This window comes from Xanthomonas citri pv. mangiferaeindicae (genome assembly GCA_002240395.1).
Taxonomy (GTDB): Bacteria; Pseudomonadota; Gammaproteobacteria; order Xanthomonadales; family Xanthomonadaceae; genus Luteimonas; species Luteimonas citri_A.
On record CP016836.1, the window covers coordinates 2,811,721 to 2,832,960 of the forward strand.

General features: G+C 68.7%; 16 protein-coding genes, 2 tRNA genes and 1 pseudogene. 11 read left to right on the top strand and 8 right to left on the bottom strand.

Translation table 11 applies throughout. The annotated features are described in order from the left end of the window. The first annotated feature begins 10 nt into the window (after positions 1 to 10). The 3 genes from BEN78_12195 to BEN78_12205 all read left to right on the top strand — a co-directional run bounded on the left by BEN78_12195 (position 11) and on the right by BEN78_12205 (position 5,331). Positions 11 to 784 carry a hypothetical protein gene (locus tag BEN78_12195; GenBank protein ASR44019.1) on the top strand — a complete coding sequence of 258 codons (774 nt, stop codon included), beginning with the start codon at positions 11 to 13 and terminating at the stop codon, positions 782 to 784. Between the two features lie 117 nt (positions 785 to 901). Then, entirely contained in the window at positions 902 to 5,011 is a 4,110-nt protein-coding gene (locus tag BEN78_12200) for a hypothetical protein (GenBank protein ID ASR44020.1), read from the top strand. A gap of 104 nt (positions 5,012 to 5,115) precedes the next feature. Further along, the gene (locus BEN78_12205; GenBank protein ID ASR44021.1) at positions 5,116 to 5,331 is read left to right on the top strand and encodes a hypothetical protein; all 216 of its coding nucleotides are present in this window, start codon (positions 5,116 to 5,118) and stop codon (positions 5,329 to 5,331) included. Between the two features lie 32 nt (positions 5,332 to 5,363). On the opposite strand, the gene BEN78_12210 is transcribed toward BEN78_12205, so the two are convergent. Continuing rightward, complete coding sequence (locus BEN78_12210) at positions 5,364 to 5,576, bottom strand: hypothetical protein (GenBank protein ID ASR44022.1); 213 nt, start codon at positions 5,574 to 5,576, stop codon at positions 5,364 to 5,366. Positions 5,577 to 5,847: 271 nt separating this feature from the next. Between BEN78_12210 and BEN78_12215 the strand changes: the two genes are divergently transcribed. From BEN78_12215 to BEN78_12250, 8 genes and pseudogenes are all read left to right on the top strand, one after another. Beyond that, a tRNA-Leu gene (locus tag BEN78_12215) sits at positions 5,848 to 5,934 on the top strand. A gap of 192 nt (positions 5,935 to 6,126) precedes the next feature. Next, the gene (locus BEN78_12220; GenBank protein ASR44023.1) at positions 6,127 to 7,419 is read left to right on the top strand and encodes an MFS transporter; all 1,293 of its coding nucleotides are present in this window, start codon (positions 6,127 to 6,129) and stop codon (positions 7,417 to 7,419) included. A 72-nt stretch (positions 7,420 to 7,491) separates the two neighbouring features. Then, a tRNA-Leu gene (locus tag BEN78_12225) sits at positions 7,492 to 7,578 on the top strand. Positions 7,579 to 7,984: 406 nt separating this feature from the next. Continuing rightward, positions 7,985 to 10,473: pseudogene (locus tag BEN78_12230) on the top strand (ribonuclease R). A gap of 78 nt (positions 10,474 to 10,551) precedes the next feature. Further along, positions 10,552 to 11,316, top strand: coding sequence for a 23S rRNA (guanosine(2251)-2'-O)-methyltransferase RlmB (locus tag BEN78_12235; protein ID ASR44024.1), 765 nt, complete (start codon positions 10,552 to 10,554; stop codon positions 11,314 to 11,316). A 66-nt stretch (positions 11,317 to 11,382) separates the two neighbouring features. Then, on the top strand, positions 11,383 to 11,649 hold the full coding sequence (locus BEN78_12240; protein ASR44025.1) for a hypothetical protein: 267 nt from the start codon (positions 11,383 to 11,385) through the stop codon (positions 11,647 to 11,649). Positions 11,650 to 11,815: 166 nt separating this feature from the next. Continuing rightward, positions 11,816 to 12,130 carry a molecular chaperone gene (locus BEN78_12245; protein ASR44026.1) on the top strand — a complete coding sequence of 105 codons (315 nt, stop codon included), beginning with the start codon at positions 11,816 to 11,818 and terminating at the stop codon, positions 12,128 to 12,130. Positions 12,131 to 12,674: 544 nt separating this feature from the next. Next, the gene (locus BEN78_12250; GenBank protein ASR44027.1) at positions 12,675 to 13,805 is read left to right on the top strand and encodes a metallophosphoesterase; all 1,131 of its coding nucleotides are present in this window, start codon (positions 12,675 to 12,677) and stop codon (positions 13,803 to 13,805) included. Here the strand turns inward: BEN78_12250 and BEN78_12255 are convergent. The 7 genes from BEN78_12255 to BEN78_12285 all read right to left on the bottom strand — a co-directional run bounded on the left by BEN78_12255 (position 13,780) and on the right by BEN78_12285 (position 20,968). Beyond that, positions 13,780 to 14,475: a ribonuclease T gene (locus tag BEN78_12255; protein ASR44028.1), complete on the bottom strand. Its 696-nt coding sequence runs from the start codon at positions 14,473 to 14,475 to the stop codon at positions 13,780 to 13,782. The two genes, BEN78_12250 and BEN78_12255, sit on opposite strands and share 26 nt — an antisense overlap. 64 nt (positions 14,476 to 14,539) lie before the next feature. Then, entirely contained in the window at positions 14,540 to 15,244 is a 705-nt protein-coding gene (locus BEN78_12260; GenBank protein ASR44029.1) for a phosphate transport system regulatory protein PhoU, read from the bottom strand. 159 nt (positions 15,245 to 15,403) lie between these two features. Next, positions 15,404 to 16,231 (bottom strand): phosphate ABC transporter ATP-binding protein, encoded by an 828-nt coding sequence (locus tag BEN78_12265; protein ASR44030.1) that lies wholly within the window; start codon positions 16,229 to 16,231, stop codon positions 15,404 to 15,406. Between the two features lie 52 nt (positions 16,232 to 16,283). Next, on the bottom strand, positions 16,284 to 17,177 hold the full coding sequence (locus BEN78_12270) for a phosphate ABC transporter, permease protein PstA (GenBank protein ID ASR44031.1): 894 nt from the start codon (positions 17,175 to 17,177) through the stop codon (positions 16,284 to 16,286). Next, positions 17,177 to 18,151: a phosphate ABC transporter permease subunit PstC gene (locus BEN78_12275; GenBank protein ID ASR44032.1), complete on the bottom strand. Its 975-nt coding sequence runs from the start codon at positions 18,149 to 18,151 to the stop codon at positions 17,177 to 17,179. Before BEN78_12275 ends, BEN78_12270 begins: the two co-directional genes overlap by 1 nt. 200 nt (positions 18,152 to 18,351) lie before the next feature. After that, the gene (locus BEN78_12280) at positions 18,352 to 19,440 is read right to left on the bottom strand and encodes a phosphate ABC transporter substrate-binding protein PstS (GenBank protein ID ASR44033.1); all 1,089 of its coding nucleotides are present in this window, start codon (positions 19,438 to 19,440) and stop codon (positions 18,352 to 18,354) included. Between the two features lie 493 nt (positions 19,441 to 19,933). Further along, positions 19,934 to 20,968: a phosphate ABC transporter substrate-binding protein PstS gene (locus BEN78_12285; protein ASR44034.1), complete on the bottom strand. Its 1,035-nt coding sequence runs from the start codon at positions 20,966 to 20,968 to the stop codon at positions 19,934 to 19,936. Positions 20,969 to 21,240 lie beyond the last annotated feature (272 nt).

The following is a 21,240-nucleotide window of genomic DNA, read 5'->3' on the forward strand; positions in this document are numbered from 1 at the left end:
ATGCGGTCCCATGGATACCAAGCTGCGCGCGCGCGGAGTCTCCGACCCCGCCTCCTCTGGCGCCCGCCATCCGCTGTCGGGCTCGCCCCGACGCGCCTCCCACTCGGGCTGCGAAGCCTGCCTGAGCCGGCATCTGGCGGTCTGCGCCGCACTGCCGGCCTCCGAGACCCATGCCCTGGAGGCCGCGGCCGGCGAAGTCGTGCTCCCAGCCGGCGCCACGCTGGTCCACGAGGGCGGCCCGCGTCGGGACGTCTACACCGTGACCCGCGGCATGCTGCGCCGGGTCCGGCTGCTGCCCGACGGCCGCCGGCTGGTCGCCGGGTTCCTGATGGAAGGCGATTTCATCGGCTTCAGCAGCGCCGCGCACTACAAGCACACGATCGAGGCGATCACCGAGTGCGTGCTGTGCGTGTTCCCCATGCAGAACATGCGCCGGCTGTGCGAACGCTATCCCGAGCTCGAGGCCGGCATGCTCGCGCAGGCCTGCACCGAGCTCGACGCGACCCGCGCCAGCCTGATGCTGCTGGGCCGGTTGGGCCCGAGCGAACGGCTGGCAGGCTTCCTGGTCGACATGGCCGAGCGCCAGCAGCGCCGCGGCGGCCGCGTCGATCGTGTCGATTTGCCGATGACCCGCGCCGACATCGCCGACCACCTCGGACTGACGATCGAGACCGTCAGCCGCAGCTTCACCAAACTGCGCCAAGCCGGCGCGCTCGCCTTCGACGATCCGCGTCGTATCGATCTGGTCGACTTGGCGACGCTGCGCGCCACCGCCGGGCTGTAACGGTCCGCAGGCGCCTCACAGGCGCCGCATGGCGATGGCCGCGTCGCGGCCGTGTGTTGGATTTTGACCGCTGTGGCAGCGCATGATGCCGGTCATGACGACCCCGCGTGATTCACGATGACCGACCGCTACACCGGCGTGCCGTACGGGCAGGACGCGGCATTGCGCAGCCACTTGAGCTTTCCGGTGGTGGGCATCGGCGCCTCGGCCGGCGGCCTGGTCGCGTTGCGCCGCCTGTTCGAGCAGGCGCCGGCGACCGGTGGCATGGCCTACGTGGTCATCCTGCATCTATCGCCGCGGCACGAGAGCCAGGCCGATCAGGTGCTGCAGCGTTGCACGCGGATGCCGGTGATCCAGGTCAACGCGCCGACCCCGATCGAGCCCAACCACGTCTATGTGATCTCGCCGGCCAAGTCGCTGACGATGAACGACGGCTACTTGCGGGTAAGCGACGTCGACCGGCCGCCCGGGCGGCATATCGCGATCGACCGGTTCTTCCGCACCCTGGCCGATGCGCACATGGACCGGGCGGTCGGCATCGTGCTCTCGGGCACCGGCAGCGACGGCACCGTTGGCCTGGCCCGCCTTAAGGAGCAGGGTGGGGTGGCGATCGCACAACTGCCAGAGGACGCCGAGTACGAGGACATGCCGCGCAGCGCGATCGCCAGCGGCCGGGTGGATTTCGTGCTGCCGGCGGTCGAGATCCCGGGCAAGCTGGTGGAACTGTGGCGCAATGCCAGCCGGATCCAATTGCCGCGGCCCGAGCCGCAGGCCGAGCACATTCTGGAGACGGCGCCGGCCACCGGCGAGGCGCCCGAGCGGGCGATCCGCGACATTCTGGAGATCCTGCACAGCCGCACCGGGCACGATTTCCGCCACTACAAGCGCGCCACCGTGCTGCGTCGGATCGAGCGGCGCATGCAGGTCAGCCTGCTGAGCGACCTGTCGGCCTATTGCGAGCACCTGCGCCGGGACATCGACGAGCCGCGGGCGCTGCTCGACGACATGCTGATCGGCGTGACCAACTTCTTCCGCGATCGCGAGGCCTTCGAAGCGCTCGAGCGCGACGTGGTGCCCGGCCTGTTCGACGATCGCGAAAGCGGGCCACGGGTCTGGGTGCCCGGCTGTGCCACCGGCGAGGAGGCCTACTCGATCGCGATCCTGCTGGCCGACCATGCCGACAGCCTGGTATCGCCGCGCGGCTTCCAGGTCTTTGCCAGCGATATCGACGAACACGCGATCGCGACCGGCCGGACGGGTCTCTACCCCGAGGCGATCCTGACCGACGTGCCGCCGGCGCGGTTGCGGCAGTTCTTCTCCAAGGAACAGAACCGCTACCGGGTCAACAAGGCGATTCGCGACCGGGTGCTGTTCGCGCTGCACAACGCGCTGCGCGATCCGCCGTTCTCGCGCGTGGATCTGATCAGCTGCCGCAATCTGCTGATCTATCTCGATCGCGACATCCAGATGCGTCTTCTGGAGATGTTCCACTTCGCGCTGCGTCCTGGTGGGCTGCTGTTTCTGGGCAGTTCCGAATCGGCAGACGCGGCGGCGCAGTACTTCGAGGTCGTGGACAAGCGCAACCGGATCTTCCGCGCGCGGGCCCAGGCCCGTGGCACGCGTCCGTTGGCGATGCCGCCCTCGCGGGTGGTCGAGGCCGGCCCGTTGCAGGAAGCGCCGCCACGGACCCGCCGCAAGGAGTTCTCGTTCGCCGACGTGCATCAGCGTGTGCTCGAGGCCTATGCGCCGCCGAGCCTGATCGTCGATGCCGACTCCAATATCCTGCACATGTCGCCCGGCGCGGGCCGCTACCTGCGATTTGCGGGCGGCGAGCCCAGCAGCAACTTGATGGCGGTGATCGACCCGGCGCTGCGCCTGGACCTGCGTACGACCTTCTACCAGGCCCTGCACAGCAACGGCCGGGCCGAGACGATGGTGCGGCTCGACGCGGGCGAGACAGGCGATTCGCCGGCGCGGCAGCTGTGTCTGTCCGCGCAACCGTTCCGCGACCAGACCGCCGGCGCGGATTTCCTGCTGGTCATGTTCGACGAACGCGATGCGGCCCAGGCGCCGTCGCCCGTAGACGATCGGCGGGCCGACGACGGTGGGGCTTTGCTGCACCTGGAGCAGGAACTGCAGCGCACCCGCGACCGGCTGCAGGCCACGATCGAACAATCCGAGGCCTCCAACGAGGAGCTCAAGGCCTCCAACGAGGAACTGCAATCGATCAACGAAGAACTGCGCTCGGCGACCGAGGAACTGGAGACCAGCAAGGAGGAGTTGCAGTCGGTCAACGAGGAACTGATCACCGTCAACCACGAACTGAAGTCCAAGGTCGAGGAAACGGCGAAGATCAACGACGACCTGCAGAACTTCATCAGTTCCACCGACATCGCTACCGTGTTCGTCGATGCCGGGCTGCGCATCAAGCGCTACACGCCCAAGGCCGAATTGATCTTCAACATCATCCCCGGCGATGTCGGCCGCTGTCTGCTCGACATCACCCATCGGCTGGAGTATCCCGAACTGGCCGACGATGCCGGCAACGCATTCGAGACCCTGCAACTGATCGAACGCGAGATCCGCAGCACCGACGGCAAGTGGTTCGTCGCGCGCGTGGTGCCGTACCGTACGGCCGAGAACCGGATCGATGGCGCGGTGCTGACCTTCGTCGACACCACCAGCCTGCGCCCGTCCGGCGAACGTCGCGGCCAGGCCGACGCCAGTGTCCTGGCGCCGACCGATGTCGCGGTCCTGGTCGCCGACGGCCAGCGGCAGGTGATCTCCGCCAGTGGCGGCGTCGTCGATCTGCTGGGTTACGGCGAGCGCGAACTGCTGGGCATGCGGGTCGACGCGCTCTACGGCGAGGAGGAACGCGATAGCGGGCAGCCCGAGCATGACTTCGCGCAGGCCGGCGCCGGCATGGCGGTCGAGGGCTTGCGCTGGTACCGCAACCGCCGCGGCGACCGCACCCAATGCCGGCTTGCGCTCTCGGCGATCCGCGCGCAGGACGAGGTCGTCGCCTACGTGTTGCTGCTCGGCGCCAGGCGCAAGGGGGGCGCGCGGTCCTGGGCGGGGCGCTACGAGGCCGAGGCCTCGGTCACCTTGCGCGACGAGTTCCTGGCGGTGATGTCGCACGAGCTGAAGAATCCGCTGAACCTGATCAGCGTCAACACCGAATTGATGGCCCGGCTGCCGGGCGTGCGCGAGTCGTCGAGCGCGATCGCCTCGATCGAGACCGTGCGGCGTGCCATCCGCAGCCAGACCAAGATCATCGACGATCTGCTCGACATGTCGCGCATCCGCACCGGCAAGCTCGCACTCAAGCCCGAGCCGGTCGACGTGGGCATGGTCGTCACCGAACTGGTGGAGGTCGCGCGGCTCGATTCGGCGTCGGTGGGCATCGAGTTCCGGATGCAGATCCCCGACGCGCCGATCATGGTGCGCGGCGATGCGTCGCGGATCGAGCAGATCGTCTGGAACCTGCTCAGCAACGCGATCAAGTTCACCCCGCAGGGCGGGCGGATCTCGCTGGTGGTCGGGGTCGAGGAAAACTACGTGCGCCTGTGCGTGCAGGACACCGGGCAGGGCATCGATGCGCAGTCGCTGCCGCGGATCTTCGACCTGTTCGGGCAGGGTACCGGTCGCGCAGTCGGTCGGCGCGGCGGCCTGGGCATCGGGCTGTCGTTGGTACGCCAGCTCGTGGACCTGCACGGCGGCCGGATCGAAGCCCATTCCGACGGCCCCGGACGTGGCGCCACGTTCACCTTGTGGCTGCCGCGTTTCACCTATCCGCTGTTCGGGCCGGGGGAATCGGACGGTCGACATGATGCGATGCGCTGGGACGGACTGCGGATCCTGGTCGTCGACGACGATGTCGGCACAGCCGACGGGCTAGCGCAGTTGCTGGAACTGCAGGGCGCCTCGATCGTGGTCTGCCACGATGCCGCCCAGGCGCTCGAACGGCTGGGGGCGCAGGCCTTCGATGTCGTGCTGTCGGACATCGGCATGGATGGCATGGACGGCTACGCCTTCGCCCGCAAGGCGCGCGCGCTGGCCGGCGCCGACCGGCTCGCGCTGGTGGCGCTGAGCGGCTATGCCCGACCCAGCGACATCCAGGAGGCGAGCGCCTCGGGGTTCGACGCGCACCTGAGCAAGCCGCTGTCGATGGATGCGCTGGCGGCGGCGATGCGCGACGTCCTCGCCAAGCGCCAACCGCAGGCCTGAGCCTGCGCAGCAATTGCAGCCTGCGGCGGCGTCGGGGGCGCGTATGTCACCTGCCATCGCACCACCTGCCCGACGATGGCGGCTCCTGCCGACGGAGGCCAATCATGGGCCGTGACGAATCGAATGATGGCCGGCGCGGGCCGCTCGAGCGCGACCGCGCGCCGGACGGGCCGCGCGCGCCCGGCGAGTCGCCCGCCAAGCGCGACCAGGACGACCACAACGATCCGGCGGTGCAGCCCGGTGCGGTCGACGGCGCCCCGCCGCGGGGCGATGTGGGCGCTGCACGTGGCCTGCGCAAGTCCACACGCGACGCCGGCTGAGCCGTCACGCCGGCCCGGCAGCGCTGCGACGGCTACAACGACGCGTCTGATTCGTCTTCGATCGGCGCGCGCACCAGGGCGAGCAGGTGCGCGCAGCCACGCTGCGCGCGCGCAAGACTGCGGACGACGGCCGGGCGATCGTCGTGTTGGAGCAACAGCTCGATCATCTCCAGCGCGATGCCGACGCCATTGGCCGCATTGCGCAGGTCGTGCAGCCAGGCGGCGTGCCTGGCTTGGGCATCCATCGGTGGCTGTCGCGGCGCCATCGGGTAGTCCTGTGGCCGGGGGGAGGGCGCGTGGCCGGCGGCGCGCGACGGCACCTCCACAACCGTGGTGTAGCGGCGGCCATGTCGCCGGTGCGTGCAGCGCCGTTCGCGTGCACGATGACTGCCGGAAGCCGTTGCAAGCCGACCTTCCGCGTGCGCCTCGCCCCGGGGCTGCGCGATCGCGCTCGAACGCCGCTCGCAAACGCGTTGACAAGCCGTGCGCGGATCGACAACATACGCGCCCTGACCTGCCCAGGTGGCGGAATTGGTAGACGCACTAGCTTCAGGTGCTAGCGGGGGCAACTCCGTGGAGGTTCGAGTCCTCTCCTGGGCACCAGGTCATCGCAGCCTTACCGACTGCGACAACGAACCCGCCAAGTGCGGGTTTTTTTGTCCCTGCCGTTCCTGACCCGCGCCAGCGGCCATGGCCGGGAATGGCGTCGCGACACGCGCCGGGCGTGTCCGACGGCGATCGTTCTGCCGACCGGTCCGCACGGTCCCGGCGCCCGCGGACAGGAGCGCGCGCGTCGTGTCCCGAGATTTGCTGAAGCTGGTGCTGGGCCCCCTGCTGGGACTGTTCATCGTCTGCTTGGGCAACGGCTTCGTCTCGTCGCTGACGGCGTTGCGGCTGGACGCAGCGGGCGTGTCGGACACGATGATCGGCATCGTGTCCTCGTCGTACTTCGTCGGTCTGGCGCTGGGCGCGATGTTCAGCGATCGGCTGATCGCACGGATCGGGCACATCCGGGCCTACAGCAGCTTTGCCTCGCTGACGGCGGTGACATTCCTGCTGCAGGGGCTGGTGTTCGATCCCTGGGCCTGGTTCGTGTTCCGGCTGATCAACGGCTGGGCGATCGTCGGCATCTTCCTGGTGGTCGAGAGCTGGTTGCTGCTCGCGGGCGATTCGCGCATGCGCGGGCGCCTGCTCGCGATCTACATGATCGCGCTGTACGGCTCGGGCATGCTCGGCCAGTTGCAGTTGGGGATCATCGACGGCTGGGGGGCGATGGCGCCGTTCATGGTCGCCGGCATGCTCGGCTCGCTGTCGGTGTTGCCGGTGGTGATCCTGCCGCGGGTTTCGCCCGAAACCGGGGCGATCGAACCACTGACGCCGCGCGATCTGCTGCGGGTGACGCCCTCGGGCGTGCTCGGCTGTTTCGGCTCGGGCGTGGCGATCGCGGCGATCTACACCCTGCTGCCGATCTACTTGCAGCGCGTGGGCATGGACGTGGCCGAAGTCGGCCAGTTGATGGCCTGCACGATCCTCGGCGCGATGGTGCTGCAGTACCCGGTCGGCCGCTGGTCGGACCGGCAGAACCGGCAGGTGGTGTTGCTGGTGCTCAGCCTGGCGTGCGCGGTACTGGCGCTGGCGATCCTGTGGCTACCCGACGCGCGCTGGTTGCTGGCGGCCTTGCTGTTCCTGCTCGGCGGCGGGGTGTTTGCGATCTATCCGGTCGCGGTCAGCCATTCGGCCGACCGCGCCGCGTCCGACGAGTTGGTGCGGCTGATCCAGGGCCTGCTGCTGGTCAACTCCGTCGGCGCCGCACTCAGCCCGCTGGTCATCGCGCCGGTCATGAACCGGGTCGGCGCGCAGGGGCTGTTCTGGTCGTTCCTGGTGCTCAATCTGTTGTTGGCCTGCGTGTTTCTGTGGCGACGCAGCACGTCGCCGGCACCGCTGCCGGCCGCGCCGTTCGAGCCGGTGGTGCAGGTCTCGCCTATCGGTGCCGAGTTCCGGGTCAGCGAGGCGATGGTGCAGGCCTCACTCGATCGCGAGCAGCAGGAAGAGGATGCGTTGCACGCCGACGATGCACCGCGCGCCTGATGCCCTTGGCGAACAGGTCGACACGGCGCGTTGACAGCCGCGCACGCGCACCGCAAAATGCGCGTCTGACCTGCCCAGGTGGCGGAATTGGTAGACGCACTAGCTTCAGGTGCTAGCGGGGGCAACTCCGTGGAGGTTCGAGTCCTCTCCTGGGCACCAGGTCACGCAGCCTTACCGACTGCGACAACGAACCCGCCAAGCGCGGGTTTTTTTGTGGGCGCATTTTCCAAATGCGCAATGCCATGCTCGCCTCGGCTTGACTCGGGCGCGAGCCCTCGCAAAACCGGGGTCCAAAACCGGGGTCAGAGTGCAATTTCGCCTCGCGAATTGCACTCTGCCCCTGGTTTTGCGAGCGGCGCGCGACGCGGTCACCGGCCGTCAGTCCGCTGTGCGGATCTTCGCAACCCGACTTCGGGTGGGCACAGTGGCCCGCTGGAACAAGGGGCACGCTTTGGGGCTCGGTACGTCGTCCTGGCCCTGAATTGCGATAGGAGGGCGGCGACCTGCAGGGTGCGCCAACCGCTCTCGACACGGGCCTCGCAGCGCCGGGTGTACCATGCCGGTAATGGCAAAACCTCCCAGCAAGCGCGGCAGTCGCCGCGATTCCGAACGTCCCGCCCCGGCCGCCAAGCGCGGCGAGGCCGGCGGCTCCTCCCGCAGCGGCAAGCCGGCAGCCCCACTGCCGCCCTGGATGCCCGATCCCGGTCTGCAGCGTGCGCTGCGCTCCGGTGCGCGCTCCGGTGCGCGCCCGTCCGCCGCGCCTGCCGCATCCGCTTCGCCTGCGCCACGCTCGCCCGCGCCGCGTGACGGCCGGATCGACGATCCGCACGCCAACCGCGAAGCGGCCCGCTACGCCAATCCGATCGCCAGCCGCGAGGCGATCCTGCAACTGCTCGCCGACGCCCCCGGGCCGCAGACCGCGACCGAACTGGCGCAGGCGCTCGATCTGACCGATCCGGAGCGCTTCGACGCGCTCGGCAAGCGGCTCGCCGCGATGCTGCGCGAGGGCCAGTTGCTGCAGAACCGCCGCGGCGGGCTGGTGCCGGCCAAGCGGCTGGACCTGATCCCCGGCACGGTGATCGCCAACCCGGAAGGCTTCGGCTTCCTGCGCCCCGACAGCGGAAGCGGCGACGACCTGTTCCTGCCACCGGCCGAGATGCGCAAGGTCATGCATGGCGATCGCGCGATGGCCAGCCTGACCAACGTCGATGCGCGCGGCCGCCGCGCCGGCGTTATCGTCGAAGTGCTTGAACGTCGCACGACCCGGCTGATCGGCCGGTTTTCGATGGAGTCGGGCATCAGTTTCGTGGTGCCCGACGACCGCCGGATCCAGCGCAACGTGCAGATCCCGCAGGACGCGCGACTCGATGCGCAGGACGGCCAACTGGTCGTCTGCGAGATCGTCGCCCCCGGCGACGCGCGCCGACCGCCGATCGGCAAGGTGCTCGCGGTGCTGGGCGATGCGCTGACTCCGTCGTTGGTGGTCGAGGCCGCGATTCACGGCCACCATCTGCCGCACGAGTTCCCGCAGCCGGTGCTCGACGAAGCCGCCGAGGTACCGCTGACCGTCGAGGAACGCATGCTTGGCGACCGCGTCGATCTGCGCGCATTGCCGCTGGTGACGATCGACGGCGAGGACGCCAAGGACTTCGACGACGCGGTGTACTGCGAGCCCAACCGCGACGGCTTCCGTCTGGTGGTGGCGATCGCCGATGTCTCGAACTATGTACGGCCGGGCACGCCGCTCGACGATGAAGCACAGCTGCGCGCGACCAGCGTGTACTTCCCCGGTTTCGTCGTGCCGATGCTGCCCGAGACCCTGTCCAACGGCATCTGCTCGCTGATGCCGCGGGTCGATCGGATGTGCTTCGTCTGCGATATGCAGGTCGGTCGCGACGGCGAGGTGAGCGGCGCGAAGTTCTACGAGGCGGTGATGAACTCGCACGCCCGCCTGACCTACAACCAGGTGTGGAAGGCGGTGGGCGAGCAGGACGAGGACGCGCGCGCGTCGATCGGCGCGCTGCTGCTGCCGCAGATCGAGCACCTGCATCAGTTGTTCCGTGTGCTGGCCAAGGCGCGGGCCAAGCGTGGCGCGATCGAGTTCGAGAGCTCGGAAGTGCGCTTCGTGCTCGACAACCGCGGCGAGGTCACCCAGGCCGGCATGCTGGTGCGCAACGACGCGCACAAGCTGATCGAGGAATGCATGATCGCCGCGAACGTGGAGGCCGCGCGCTTCCTGCTCGAGGCGGGCATCCCGGCGCCGTATCGCGTGCACGACAAGCCGCCGGAGTCCAAGTACACCGACCTGCTTGAGTTCCTGAAGGAGTTCGCGCTGCGCATGCCGCCGTGGGCAAAGGTGCAGCCCAAGGACTTCACCAATCTGCTCAAGAAGATCCGCGATCGCAGCGATGCGACGCTGCTCGAGTCGGTGCTGCTGCGCAGCCAGAGCCAGGCGGTCTACTCGACCGAGAATCTGGGCCACTTCGGCCTGGCGCTCGCGGCCTACGCCCACTTCACCTCGCCGATCCGCCGCTACCCGGACCTGCTGGTCCATCGCGCGATCAAGCACGTGCTCTCGGGCAAGCCGCTGGCGAAGTTCGACTACACCCGCGGATGATGGAAAGCCTGGCGCTGCAATGCTCCGAGCGCGAGCGCCGCGCCGACGAGGCCGAGCGCGAGGTCGACGAGCGTTACCGCGCGGCGTGGATGGAAAAGCATGTCGGCGGCCAGTTCGACGGCGTCATCAGCGGCGTGACCAGCTTCGGGCTGTTTGTCGAGCTCGACCAGTCGAAAGTCAACGGCCTGGTGCACGTGACCCAGCTGCCGAACGATTTCTACCGCTTCGACCCCATCCGCCGGATGCTGATCGGCGAGCGCGCCGGTCGGGAGTTTCGGCTCGGCGACCGCGTGCGCATCCTCGTGCTCAAGGCCAGCCTGGAAGACCGCAAGATCGACTTCCGTCTGGTCGAGGACGGGGCGCCGCAGCCCGGCGAGCCGAAACCGCCGCCGCCGCGCGGCAAGCCGGCGAAGCGCGAGAAGGCGCCCTACCGGTAGAATGGACGCCCCTTCGGGGCCGGGGCCCACGCCTCGGCCCCGAAACGTTTGAGCCCTCCTGAGCCCGAAGCCCGACGCATGAGCAGCAAACAGAACCAGTGGATCGTCGGCATCAATGCCGTCGCCGCGGCCGTCGAACACGACGCCGAGAACGTACGCGAAGTGCTGCTCGAGGCGGGCGCCAAGAACCCGCGGATCGTGGAGATCGAGACCACCGCGCGCCGGCGCGACATCGACGTGCGCCGGGTCGCGCAGCAGGCGCTCGACGGCGTCGCCGGCGGCCTGCGCCATCAGGGCGCGGTCGCGCGCTATGCGGCGGCCCGGACCTGGGACGAGAACGAACTCGAGAGCCTGGTGGAAGCGGCCGAAGGCCGCGCGCTGCTGCTGGTGCTCGACGGCGTGCAGGACCCGCACAACCTGGGCGCTTGCCTGCGCAGTGCCGCGGCGGCCGGGGTCACCGCGGTGCTGATCCCCAAGGACAAGGCGGTCCAGGTCAACGCGACGGTGCGCAAGACCTCGGCCGGCGCCGCCGACCATGTTCCGGTCGTGCGCGTGACCAATCTCTCGCGCAGCCTGCGCGACCTGCAGAAGCTTGGCGTGTGGATCTACGGTCTGGCCGGTGAGGCGAGCGCCTCGTTGTATGGCCTGGACCTGCGCGGCAACGTCGCGTTGGTACTCGGCGGCGAGGCCGATGGTCTGCGCCGGCTCACCCGCGAGCATTGCGACCAGTTGGTGACCATTCCGATGCCCGGCGCCGATGCCGCGGGCGGCGTGGAGAGCCTGAACGTGTCGGTCGCCTCGGGCGTGGTGCTGTTCGAAGCGGTGCGTCAGCGCCTGGGTTGAGCCGTGCTTGCCCGCCGGGGCAGGCGGGCGGATGATGCGATCGGTTTCCGCGTAGAGGAGAACGGCATGGACCTGCTCTGGCACCAATGGTGCGGCATCGTCGGTGCGTCGCTGATCGTGCTGGCGTACTTCCTGCTGCAGGTCACGCGGCTGTCGGGCGCCGGCCTGCCGTATCTGCTGCTGAATCTGTTCGGCGCCATCGGTGTGGTGCTTTCGCTCTACGGCGGCTTCGATGTCACCGTGCTGGCGATGCAGCTGGCGTGGATCGCAATCAGCCTGTTCGGCATCGTCCGCACGCTCAGCGCCCGCAGCCGGGCGACTGGTCCGCACTGACGGCGACGCGTCGGATCACGGCGCGCCCGATCGCGGCGGCGGCGGGTCAGGCCGCGGTCATCCGTCGCGGCAGCGCCTGCGCCAGAATGTTGCGCAGGAAGCGGGGACGACCCCGCCGCTCCATCCACATCCGGGGACGGCCCCATCGCCACGATGGAGGTGCGTCATGTCCTGGATCATTCTCGTGCTGGCCGGTCTGTTCGAGATCGCCTGGGCGATCGGCCTGAAGTACACCGACGGCTTCACTCGGTTGTGGCCCACGCTCGGCACGGTGGCATCGATGGTGATCAGCGTCGGCCTGCTCGGCATCGCGATGCGCGCATTGCCTGTCGGCACCGCGTATGCGATCTGGGTCGGCATCGGCGCGGTCGGCACCGTCATCCTGGGCATCGTACTGATGGGCGATGCCGCGAGTCCCGGGCGCCTGATCAGCCTGGCGCTGATCGTCGCCGGCATCATCGGGCTCAAGCTCGCCAGCTGATCTGCGCGGCTTATTTTGGGCCGGTTTCTTCTGGCGAACGTTAGATGGGCAGCGGCCCGCCGGCCGGAAGCTGCTCTCCCCTCGGTCAAGGCCGCTTCGCGGTCCGGCCACGCGAAGCACGCGTGGCGTTCGCATGGACGCGCGGCAGTGCCGCGCACGCCATCCATGCTCACCCTGCCTTGACTCGGGCGCGCTCCCGCTCCGCTTTGCGGATCGGTCCGGCCCGGCGCAGCGCGCCGGGCGTTCGCCCGCTCGCGCGGCATGCCGCGCAAGCAGAGCTGGCTCACTCATGGCGCGCTCGACGCAGCCACCGGCCGTCAGTCCGCTGCAGCAGACGTGTACAGCTTGACTTCGGATAGACGCAGCACCGCATGCAGGCCATCCAAAACCGGGGTCAGAGTGCAATTTCGCAAGGCGAAATTGCACTCTGACCCCGGTTCTACCCTAAAGCGCCCCTGGCACCGGCGGCGCGCATCGAAGACCATAGCCACCCCCACGTCGGCACGTTGCGCACGCGCCGGCCCACCGCTGCCTGGAATCCGTCGTGCTCAGTGTCGTCGCCCTCCTGCTCGCGTCCTATCTTGCTCTGCGGCTGGTACTGCCCTTGCGCTGTGCTTGGCCGCTGCGCGTCGTATTGGCGGCGCTGATCTACGGGTTGGCGCTGCATCACCGCATCGTCGCGCGCTTCGCCGGCAGCATGGCCTCGCCCGAACTGCCGAAGCTGGTCATCGCCGCGCTCGGCACCGGTTTCGTGGCGCTGCTGCTCACCGCGCTGCTGGTGCTGCTGCTCGACCTCGCGACGCTCGCGAGCTGGACATTGCGCCGTCGCGGTGCGTTGTCGGCATTGCGCGCACGCTGGCTGCGGCCGGGTGCGGCGGCGCTGGCGTTGCTGCTGTCGCTGTACGGCACCTGGCAGGCGATGGTGGTGCCGCAGGTGCGCCAGGTCGAGATCGCGATCGCCGACCTGCCGCCGGCCTTCGAGGGCTATCGTCTGCTGCAGCTGACCGATATTCACACCAGCCGCTTGCTGACCGGCGACTGGGTCGCCGAGGTCGTCGCGCGTGCGAATGCGCAACGCCCGGACCTGATCGTCATCACCGGCGATCTGGTCGACGGCAGCGTGCGTGCGCGCAGGGACGATGTGCGTCCGCTGGCCGACTTGCGCGCCCCCGACGGGGTCATCGCGATCACCGGCAATCACGAGTACTACGGTCAGTATCGCGAATGGATGGATGCGTTTGCTGCGCTGGGCATGACGGTGCTCGAGAACGCGCACCTGCGCATCGCGCGCGGGGATGCCGCGCTGACCATCGCCGGCGTCACCGATCCGGTCGCCGAGCGCTATGGCATGCCCAAGCCCGATGCTGCGGCTGCACTGGCTGGCGTCGATCCGGATGCGCCGGTGATTCTGCTCGATCACCGTCCGCGCGAGGCCCGCGCACATGCCGCGCGCGGAGTCGCGCTGCAGCTCTCTGGTCACACGCATGGCGGCCACATCATCGGCATGGATCGTGTGATCGCGCGCGCCAATGGTGGCTTCGTGTCCGGCCTCTATCCAGTCGATGGCATGCAGTTGTACGTCAGCAATGGTGCCGGGCTGTGGCCGGGCTTTGCGACCCGGATCGGCGTACCGTCCGAGATCACGCTGATCACGCTGCGTCGGGCGGCGGACTGAGCGCTGCCGGCGCGGCGGTGTCGGCGGGCGCGGCCATTGCCGGCCAGGCATTGGCGATGCGGCAGAACAGCTGCGCGGTCAGTGTCGTGTCGTACAACGCCGAGTGCGCCTGCGACTGGTCCCAGGTCAGGCCGGCGGCCTGCACCGCGCGCGCCAGCACCGTCTGGCCGTAGGCAACGCCGGCCAAGGTCACGGTGTCGAACACACTGAAAGGATGGAACGGGTTGCGCTTGTGGCCGCTGCGCTCGACCGCAGCGTTGATGAAGCCCAGATCGAAATGCGCGTTGTGACCGACCAGGATCGCGCGCTGGCACTGGTGCCGTCGCACCGCTGCACGCACGTGGGCGAACACGTGCTCGAGCGCATCGCGTTCGGGCTTGGCAAAGCGGAATGGGTGATGAATGTCGATCCCGGTCACTTCCAGCGACTTGGGATCGATCGTCATGCCCGGCGCCGGCTCGACGTGCGCATGCGCCGATTCGCCCGGAAACAGGCGTCCCTCGGCATCGAGGTCGAGCGGGATCGCGGCGATCTCCAGCAGCGCGTGCCGACGCGCGTCGAAGCCGCCGGTCTCCACATCGACCACGACGGGCAGAAAGCCACGGAAGCGGCGGGCCATCGGCACAAGGGCAGTGGGGGCGGCAGCGGCCGGCGCATCGATCTCGAGCATGCGCGCAAGCCTAGCAGAGCGCCGCCCGCGGTTCGGCCGCGGCGGCGGTCGAGCCGCCCGCCGTTCAGACGACCGTGTTGGTCCCGTCGCGCTTCTCGCGCGGCGGCAGGCCATCATCGCCGTGCTCCAGGAACCAGATGTTCTCGGCGATGTTGGTCGCGTGGTCGCCGATGCGCTCGATGTTCTTGGCCATGAACAGCAGATGCGTGCTCGGCGTGATCGCGCGCGGATCTTCCATCATGTAGGTCAGCAGTTCGCGGAACAGGCTGGTGTAGACCGTGTCGATCTCCACGTCCTGGGCGCGCACGCGCTGCGCCGCCTCGGCATTGGTGTCGCGGAACGCCGCCAGCACTTCGCGCACCTGGCGCACGGCCAGTTCGCCCAGCACGGCCAGGCCGCGGGTATGCGGCAGCGGCGGGGCGAGATTGAGCGCGGTCGAGCGCTTGGCCACGTTTGCCGCGTAGTCACCGATGCGCTCGATGTCGGCGGCAATGCGCAGGGCGGCCAGGATTTCGCGCAGGTCGCGCGCCATCGGCCCGCGCAGTGCGAGTTTCATCACGTCCTGGCTGATCTCGCGCTCGAGGATGTCGATTGCATCGTCGTTGGCGACGATCCGGTCGGCGGCGCGGTCGTCGCGCCGCTCGACGACGTCCAGCGCCGACTCGAGCTGCGCGGCCGCCATCTCGCCCATGCGCAGGATCTCGCCGGTCAGCCGGCTGCGTTCTTCGTCGTAGCTCTTGACGATGTGGTCGTGCGGTTGGGTGGGCATGGTGGTTACCTGGAAGGGAAGGCGCAGAAGCGTCGTCGTGGGAAGGGCGTCGCCATCCATGGCGGGTGTTGCCGACCTCGGATCGACCGGCCCAGCCATCCCTGGCCGGGCGTTCGGGGCGCGTGGTCGAGGCCGGATGGCCTCGACCACGCGCGCCCCTCACCCAAACCGGCCAGTGATGTAGTCCTCGGTCTGCCGCTTGGAGGGGTTGGAGAAGATCGTCTCGGTGGTGTCGTGTTCGATCAGATCGCCCAGGTACATGAAGGCGGTGTAGTCGGACACGCGCGCGGCCTGCTGCATGTTGTGGGTGACGATGACGATCGTGTAATCGACCTTCAGCTCTTCGACCAACTGCTCGATGCGGCTGGTGGAGATCGGGTCGAGCGCCGACGTCGGCTCGTCGAGCAGCAGTACGTCGGGGCGCAGCGCCACCGCGCGTGCGATGCACAGGCGCTGCTGCTGGCCGCCCGACAGGCCCAGCGCGTTCTGGCCGAGCTTGTCCTTGACCTCGCCCCACAGCGCGGCCTGGGTCAGGGCCTGCTCGACGCGGTCGGCAAGCTGGCCCTTGGAGAGCTTTTCGTGGTGGCGGATCGCATAGGCGACGTTCTCGAAGATCGTCATCGGAAACGGCACCGGCTTCTGAAACACCATGCCAACCTTGGAGCGCAGCCGGTTCATCGGGTAGCGCGGCGATAGGATGTTCTCGCCGTCGAGCAGCACTTCGCCGCTGGCCACCAGCTTGGGGTACAGCGCATAGATGCGGTTGAAGATGCGCAGCAGGGTCGACTTGCCGCAGCCCGAAGGCCCGATCAGCGCGGTCACGCGCTTTTCGGGAATCTCAAGATCGATGCCCTTGAGCGCGTGGAAGTCGCCGTAGTGGAAGTCCAGGCCGCGCGCGGCGATCTTGACCGGCCGCGGGGCCAGCGCTTCGCGGGCATGGGTCGCCAGCTGGATGCGTTGCGACGGCGCGGTATGCAGGTCGTTCATGGCCGGATCCGGTGTAAAGGAGGGAGTGGGGTCGGGAAGGCGGGGCGCGGCGTCAGTCATGCGCCACCCGGTTGCGCAGCAGGATCGCGCGGGCGCCCAGGCTCACCAGCAGCACAAAGCAGGTCAGCACCAGCGCGCCGGCCCAGGCCAGCTGCTGCCAGGATTCGTAGGGGCTGCCGGCGTACTGGTACATCACCACCGGTACGCTCGCCATCGGGCGCAGCACGTCGCTGTTCCAGTACTGATTGCCGAACGCGGTGAACAGCAACGGTGCGGTTTCGCCGCTGATGCGCGCCAGCGCCAACAGCACGCCGGTGACGATGCCGGCCGACGCGCTGCGGTAGAGCACCTGCACCACGACCTTCCAGTGCGGCACACCCAGCGACAGCGCGGCTTCGCGCATTTGCGTGGGCACCAGCTGCAACATCTCGTCGGTGGTGCGCACCACGACCGGCAGCACGATGAACGCCAGCGCGATCGCGCCGGCCAACGCCGAGAAGCGGCCGCCGGTCTGCATCACGAACAGCGTGTAGACGAACAGGCCGAGCACGATCGACGGCGCAGAGAGCAGGATGTCGTTGATGAAGCGCACGACCACGCCGGCCTTGCGTGCCCGGCCGTACTCCGACAGCCAGGTGCCGGCGGCCACGCCCAGCGGTGTGCCGATCGCGATCGCCAGTGCGCACATCACTGCGCTGCCGAAGAACGCGTTGAGCAGGCCGCCGTCCTGCATCGGCGGCGGCGTCATCTGCGTGAACAACTGCAGGTTGATGCCGCCGGCGGCCTTGCTGACCAGCGTCCACAGGATCCAACCCAGGAAGAACAGGCCGAACGCGGCGGTCAGGCAGCCCATCACAATCGCGATGCCGTTGCGCAAGCGGCGGCGCGCATACAGGCGGTCGGCGACCTGGCGTTCGCGCTCGGTGACGGTAGCGACAGCGGTCATCACTTGCCCTCCCGGCGGGCGAGTTGCATCAGCATCAGGCGGGCGATCGCGAGCACCACGAAGGTGACGATGAACAGCACGAAGCCCAGCAGCAGCAGCGCCGAGCGATAGGTCTCGGTGGCTTCGCCGAAGTCGTTGGCGATCAGTGCGGCGATCGTCGTGCCCGGTTCCAGCAGCGACGGCGTCAGCCGCACCGAGTTGCCGATCACGAAGGCCACCGCCATCGTCTCGCCGAGCGCGCGGCCCAGTCCGAGGAAGATGCCGCCGATGACCGCCGAGCGGGTGTAGGGCAGCACGATGTCCCAGCTGACCTCCCACTTGGTCGCGCCCAGTGCGTAGGCCGATTCCTTCAGGCGTGTCGGCACGGTCAGAAAGACTTCGCGCATCACCGCCGAGATGAAGGGGATCACCATGATCGCGAGCACGAAGCCGGCAGTCAGCGTGCCGATGCCCAGCGGCGGGCCCTGGAACAGCAGGCCGATGCCCGGCAGCGTGCCCAGGTGGTCGTTGAGCCAGGGCGTCACCCAGGTGGTCATCACCGGCACCAGCACGAACAGGCCCCACATGCCGTAGATGATCGAGGGGATACCGGCGAGCAGTTCGATCGCCGTGCCGACCGGGCCGCGCAGCCAGCGCGGCGCGACCTCGGTCAGGAAGAACGCAATGCCGAAGCTGACCGGCACCGCGATGATCATCGCGATCAGCGCGGTGACGATGGTGCCGGCGATCGGTGCGAGCGCGCCGTAGCGGTTCTCGACCGGATTCCAGTCGGCGCTGGTGAAGAACGACAGGCCCTGCGAGGCGAGCGCATCGCGGCCACCCCAGAGCATCGACAGTGCAGCGCCGGCGAGCGCGAGCATCACCAGCACCACGGTCGTGGTCAGGACGAAGCGGAACAGGCGATCGGCACGCGCGTCGCGCAGGTCGCGGTCGCTCGGAGCAGGAAGCGCGGCAGAAACAGTGGCGGCGTTCATGGGGAGGTCCGAAAGCAGGTGGGGCCGCAGGTGGCGGGTGCCGTCATGCCCGCGCAATGCGGGAAACGCGCGTCAAGGGCTGGTCATCCAGGGACTTGGGGATCGTCGCGACCGGCCCGGGTGGTATCGACACCGCGCAACCCGCATCGCCACGATGACGCGGGGTGTCCGCGCCCGCTGGCACGGGCGCGGATGGGCCATCACTTGAACTCGGCGGCCCAGTAGGCCTCGATCTGCTGCACCAGTTCTGGCGGCAGCGGCACGTAGTGCAGTTCGCTGGCCTGTGCCTGGCCCGACTCGAATGCCCACTTGAAGAAGTCGCGCGTCGCCTGGCTGCGCGCCGCATCCTTGGGCTGCTTGTGCATCAGCATGAAGTTGGTCGCGGTGATCGGCCAGGCGTCGGCGCCGGGCGCGTTGGTGATCACCAGATTGAAGTCCTGCGCGCTGGCCCAGTCGGCGGTCGCGGCGGCCGCGGCGAAGCTCGCTTCGCTCGGCTGCACCCAGTTGCCGGCTGCGTTCTGCAGCGAGGCGTAGGGCATGCCGTTCTGCAGCGCGTAGGCCAGCTCGACATAACCGATCGCGCCCTTGATCTGCTGCACGTACGAGGCCACGCCCTCGTTGCCCTTGCCGCCCACGCCGGTCGGCCACTGCACCGAGGTGCCCTCGCCGACGCTGTTCTTCCAGTCGGGGCTGACCTTGGACAGGTAGTTGGAGAAGTTGAACGTCGTGCCCGAGCCGTCGGAGCGGTGGACGATGCTGATCTTGCCGGTCGGCAGTGTCACGCCGGGGTTGAGCGCGGCGATCGCCGGATCGTTCCAGGTCGCGACCTTGCCCAGGAAGATGTCGGCGAGCACAGCGCCGGTGAGCTTGAGCTGGCCGGGGGCCAGGCCCTCGACGTTGAGCACGGGCACCACGCCGCCGATCGCCGACGGGAACTGGCCCAGGCCCGCGGCCTGCAGTTCGGCGCTGTCGAGCGGCTTGTCGGACGAACCGAAGTCGACGGTGCCGGCCTTGATCTGGGCGATGCCGCCGCCCGAGCCGATCGACTGGTAGTTGACCTTGTTGCCGGTGGCGGCGTTGTAGTCGGCCGACCACTTGGACACCAGCGGGTAGATAAAGGACGCGCCGGCGCCCGAGATCTCGGCGGCAACGCGATCGCGCGCGCCCTGCTGTGCGGCAGGCGCGCCATCGGCGGTCTGGCCCGCCGAGGTGTCGTTGCCGCCGCAGGCGGCGAGGAAGAGCAGGGAAGACAGCGCGAGTGCGCCGATGCGGGCCGGGTGACGGGACATGCGCAAGCTCCAGGTGAGGGAGGCGACGCAGCGCGCCGCCGGGGTGCGCTCATGAAATGATGTTTTTGTTACAGGCGTATGACGTCGGGGCGGACGCGGGTGCACGCTTGGATGTGTCGCGTCGGGTGTCGGTCCAAGCGGTGGCGCGCCCGCGGTTTGCCCCCACCCAACGCGCTGCGCGCGTCGACCTCCCCGCGCGCGGGGGAGGTGAGCAGTTGGTTGCGGCCCTTGAAGCCCTCGCCGCAGGTGGGGGGTGAGCAGTTGGTTGCGGCCCTTGAAGCCCTCCCCGCGCGCGGGGGAGGTGAGCGGTTGGTTGCGGTCCTGGAAGCCCTCCCCCGCATGCGGGGGAGGGTTGGGTGGGGGCACTCGCCGGCACAATGGAAAACGGGCCCGAAGGCCCGTCGTGGAAGAAAGGACGCAGCGCGGAGCCACCCGGGCCGGCTGGGAGAGGGCAACCGGCTCGCGGTGTAGCCAGCGCGATGCGTCGAAGGCGTCAGTACCGCGCGTTCTGGGTCCAGTAGCGCTCAATCTGCTGCACCAGTGAGGCCGGCAGCGGCACATAGCCGAGCTGACGGGCTTGCGGGCCGCCGTTGGCGTAGACCCAGCGGAAGAAGTCCTGCGCATTCTTGGCGCCGGCACGGTTCCTCGGTTCGCGGTGCATCAGGATGAAGTTGGTCGCCGTGATCGGCCAGGCGTTCTCGCCCGGGGCGTTGGTCATGACCAGGTGGAAGTCGCGGGTCGAGGCCCAGTCGGCGCTGGCGGCCGCGGCCGAGAAGGTCTCTTCGCTCGGATTGACGAAGTTGCCCGCGGCATTCTTCAGGCGCGAATACGCCAAGCGGTTCTGCACCGCATACGACAGTTCGACGTAGCCGATGCCGCCCTTGATCTGCTTGACGTACGCCGCGACGCCCTCGTTGCCCTTGCCGCCGATGCCGACCGGCCACTTGACCGTCGTGCCTTCGCCCACGCCGTTCTTCCACTCCGGGCTGACCTTGGACAGGTAGTTGACGAAGTTGAAGGTGGTGCCCGAACCGTCGGAGCGATGGACAACGGTGATGCGCGCATCGGGCAGCGCCAGGCCGCCGTTGAGCGCGACGATCGCTGGGTCGTTCCAGCGGGTGATCTTGCCCAGGAAGATGTTGGCCAGCGTGTCGCCGTCGAGCTTCATCGCACCGGCGGCGATGCCTTCGACGTTGACGATCGGTACCACGCCGCCAATCACCGACGGGAACTGCACCAGGCCGGACTTCGCCAGGTCCTCGGGCGAGAGCGGTGCGTCCGAGGAGCCGAAGTCCACGGTGCCCGCCTTGATCTGGGCGATGCCGCCACCCGAGCCGATCGACTGGTAGTTGACCTGCTTGCCGGACGCGGCGCGGTAATCGGCCGACCACTTGGTCATTGCCGGATAGACGAACGAGGCGCCGGCGCCGGTGACATCGTTGGCCAATGCGGGCGCGGCGAATGCGCTTGCCAGCAGGGTGGTCGACAGCGCGAAGGTCGCGACCCGGTTCTTGAGCAGTGCGTACATGAGGTTCCCTGGAGTGATGGACGGCCCACAGCGCCGTGCGGCGTATTTCACGCATGCCGCATGACGCTCCGGCTTCAATCCCGTGACCGTGCGATGACGGCGACCGGGAGCGGGCGCGGCGCGCTCTGAGGGGGCGCTGTCATCGGACTGTCATCGGGTTGCCATCGGCCTGTCAGCGAGCCCGCGCAGTCTGCGCAGCGTCGCTAACGGGCGCTTAACGCCGGAGCGGGTCACGCGGGGCGTGACGCACGGAATGGCGCTTCGACACCTCT

What these genes read in the sequence shown, in the direction of transcription:
- BEN78_12195 (ASR44019.1), top strand. Translation starts at nt 11, where the DNA reads ATGGATACCAAGCTGCGCGCGCGCGGAGTCTCCGACCCCGCCTCCTCT.
- BEN78_12200 (ASR44020.1), top strand. Translation starts at nt 902, where the DNA reads ATGACCGACCGCTACACCGGCGTGCCGTACGGGCAGGACGCGGCATTG.
- BEN78_12205 (ASR44021.1), top strand. Translation starts at nt 5,116, where the DNA reads ATGGGCCGTGACGAATCGAATGATGGCCGGCGCGGGCCGCTCGAGCGC.
- BEN78_12210 (ASR44022.1), bottom strand. Translation starts at nt 5,576, where the DNA reads ATGGATGCCCAAGCCAGGCACGCCGCCTGGCTGCACGACCTGCGCAAT.
- BEN78_12235 (ASR44024.1), top strand. Translation starts at nt 10,552, where the DNA reads ATGAGCAGCAAACAGAACCAGTGGATCGTCGGCATCAATGCCGTCGCC.
- BEN78_12240 (ASR44025.1), top strand. Translation starts at nt 11,383, where the DNA reads ATGGACCTGCTCTGGCACCAATGGTGCGGCATCGTCGGTGCGTCGCTG.
- BEN78_12245 (ASR44026.1), top strand. Translation starts at nt 11,816, where the DNA reads ATGTCCTGGATCATTCTCGTGCTGGCCGGTCTGTTCGAGATCGCCTGG.
- BEN78_12255 (ASR44028.1), bottom strand. Translation starts at nt 14,475, where the DNA reads ATGCTCGAGATCGATGCGCCGGCCGCTGCCGCCCCCACTGCCCTTGTG.
- BEN78_12260 (ASR44029.1), bottom strand. Translation starts at nt 15,244, where the DNA reads ATGCCCACCCAACCGCACGACCACATCGTCAAGAGCTACGACGAAGAA.
- BEN78_12265 (ASR44030.1), bottom strand. Translation starts at nt 16,231, where the DNA reads ATGAACGACCTGCATACCGCGCCGTCGCAACGCATCCAGCTGGCGACC.
- BEN78_12270 (ASR44031.1), bottom strand. Translation starts at nt 17,177, where the DNA reads ATGACCGCTGTCGCTACCGTCACCGAGCGCGAACGCCAGGTCGCCGAC.
- BEN78_12275 (ASR44032.1), bottom strand. Translation starts at nt 18,151, where the DNA reads ATGAACGCCGCCACTGTTTCTGCCGCGCTTCCTGCTCCGAGCGACCGC.
- BEN78_12280 (ASR44033.1), bottom strand. Translation starts at nt 19,440, where the DNA reads ATGTCCCGTCACCCGGCCCGCATCGGCGCACTCGCGCTGTCTTCCCTG.
- BEN78_12285 (ASR44034.1), bottom strand. Translation starts at nt 20,968, where the DNA reads ATGTACGCACTGCTCAAGAACCGGGTCGCGACCTTCGCGCTGTCGACC.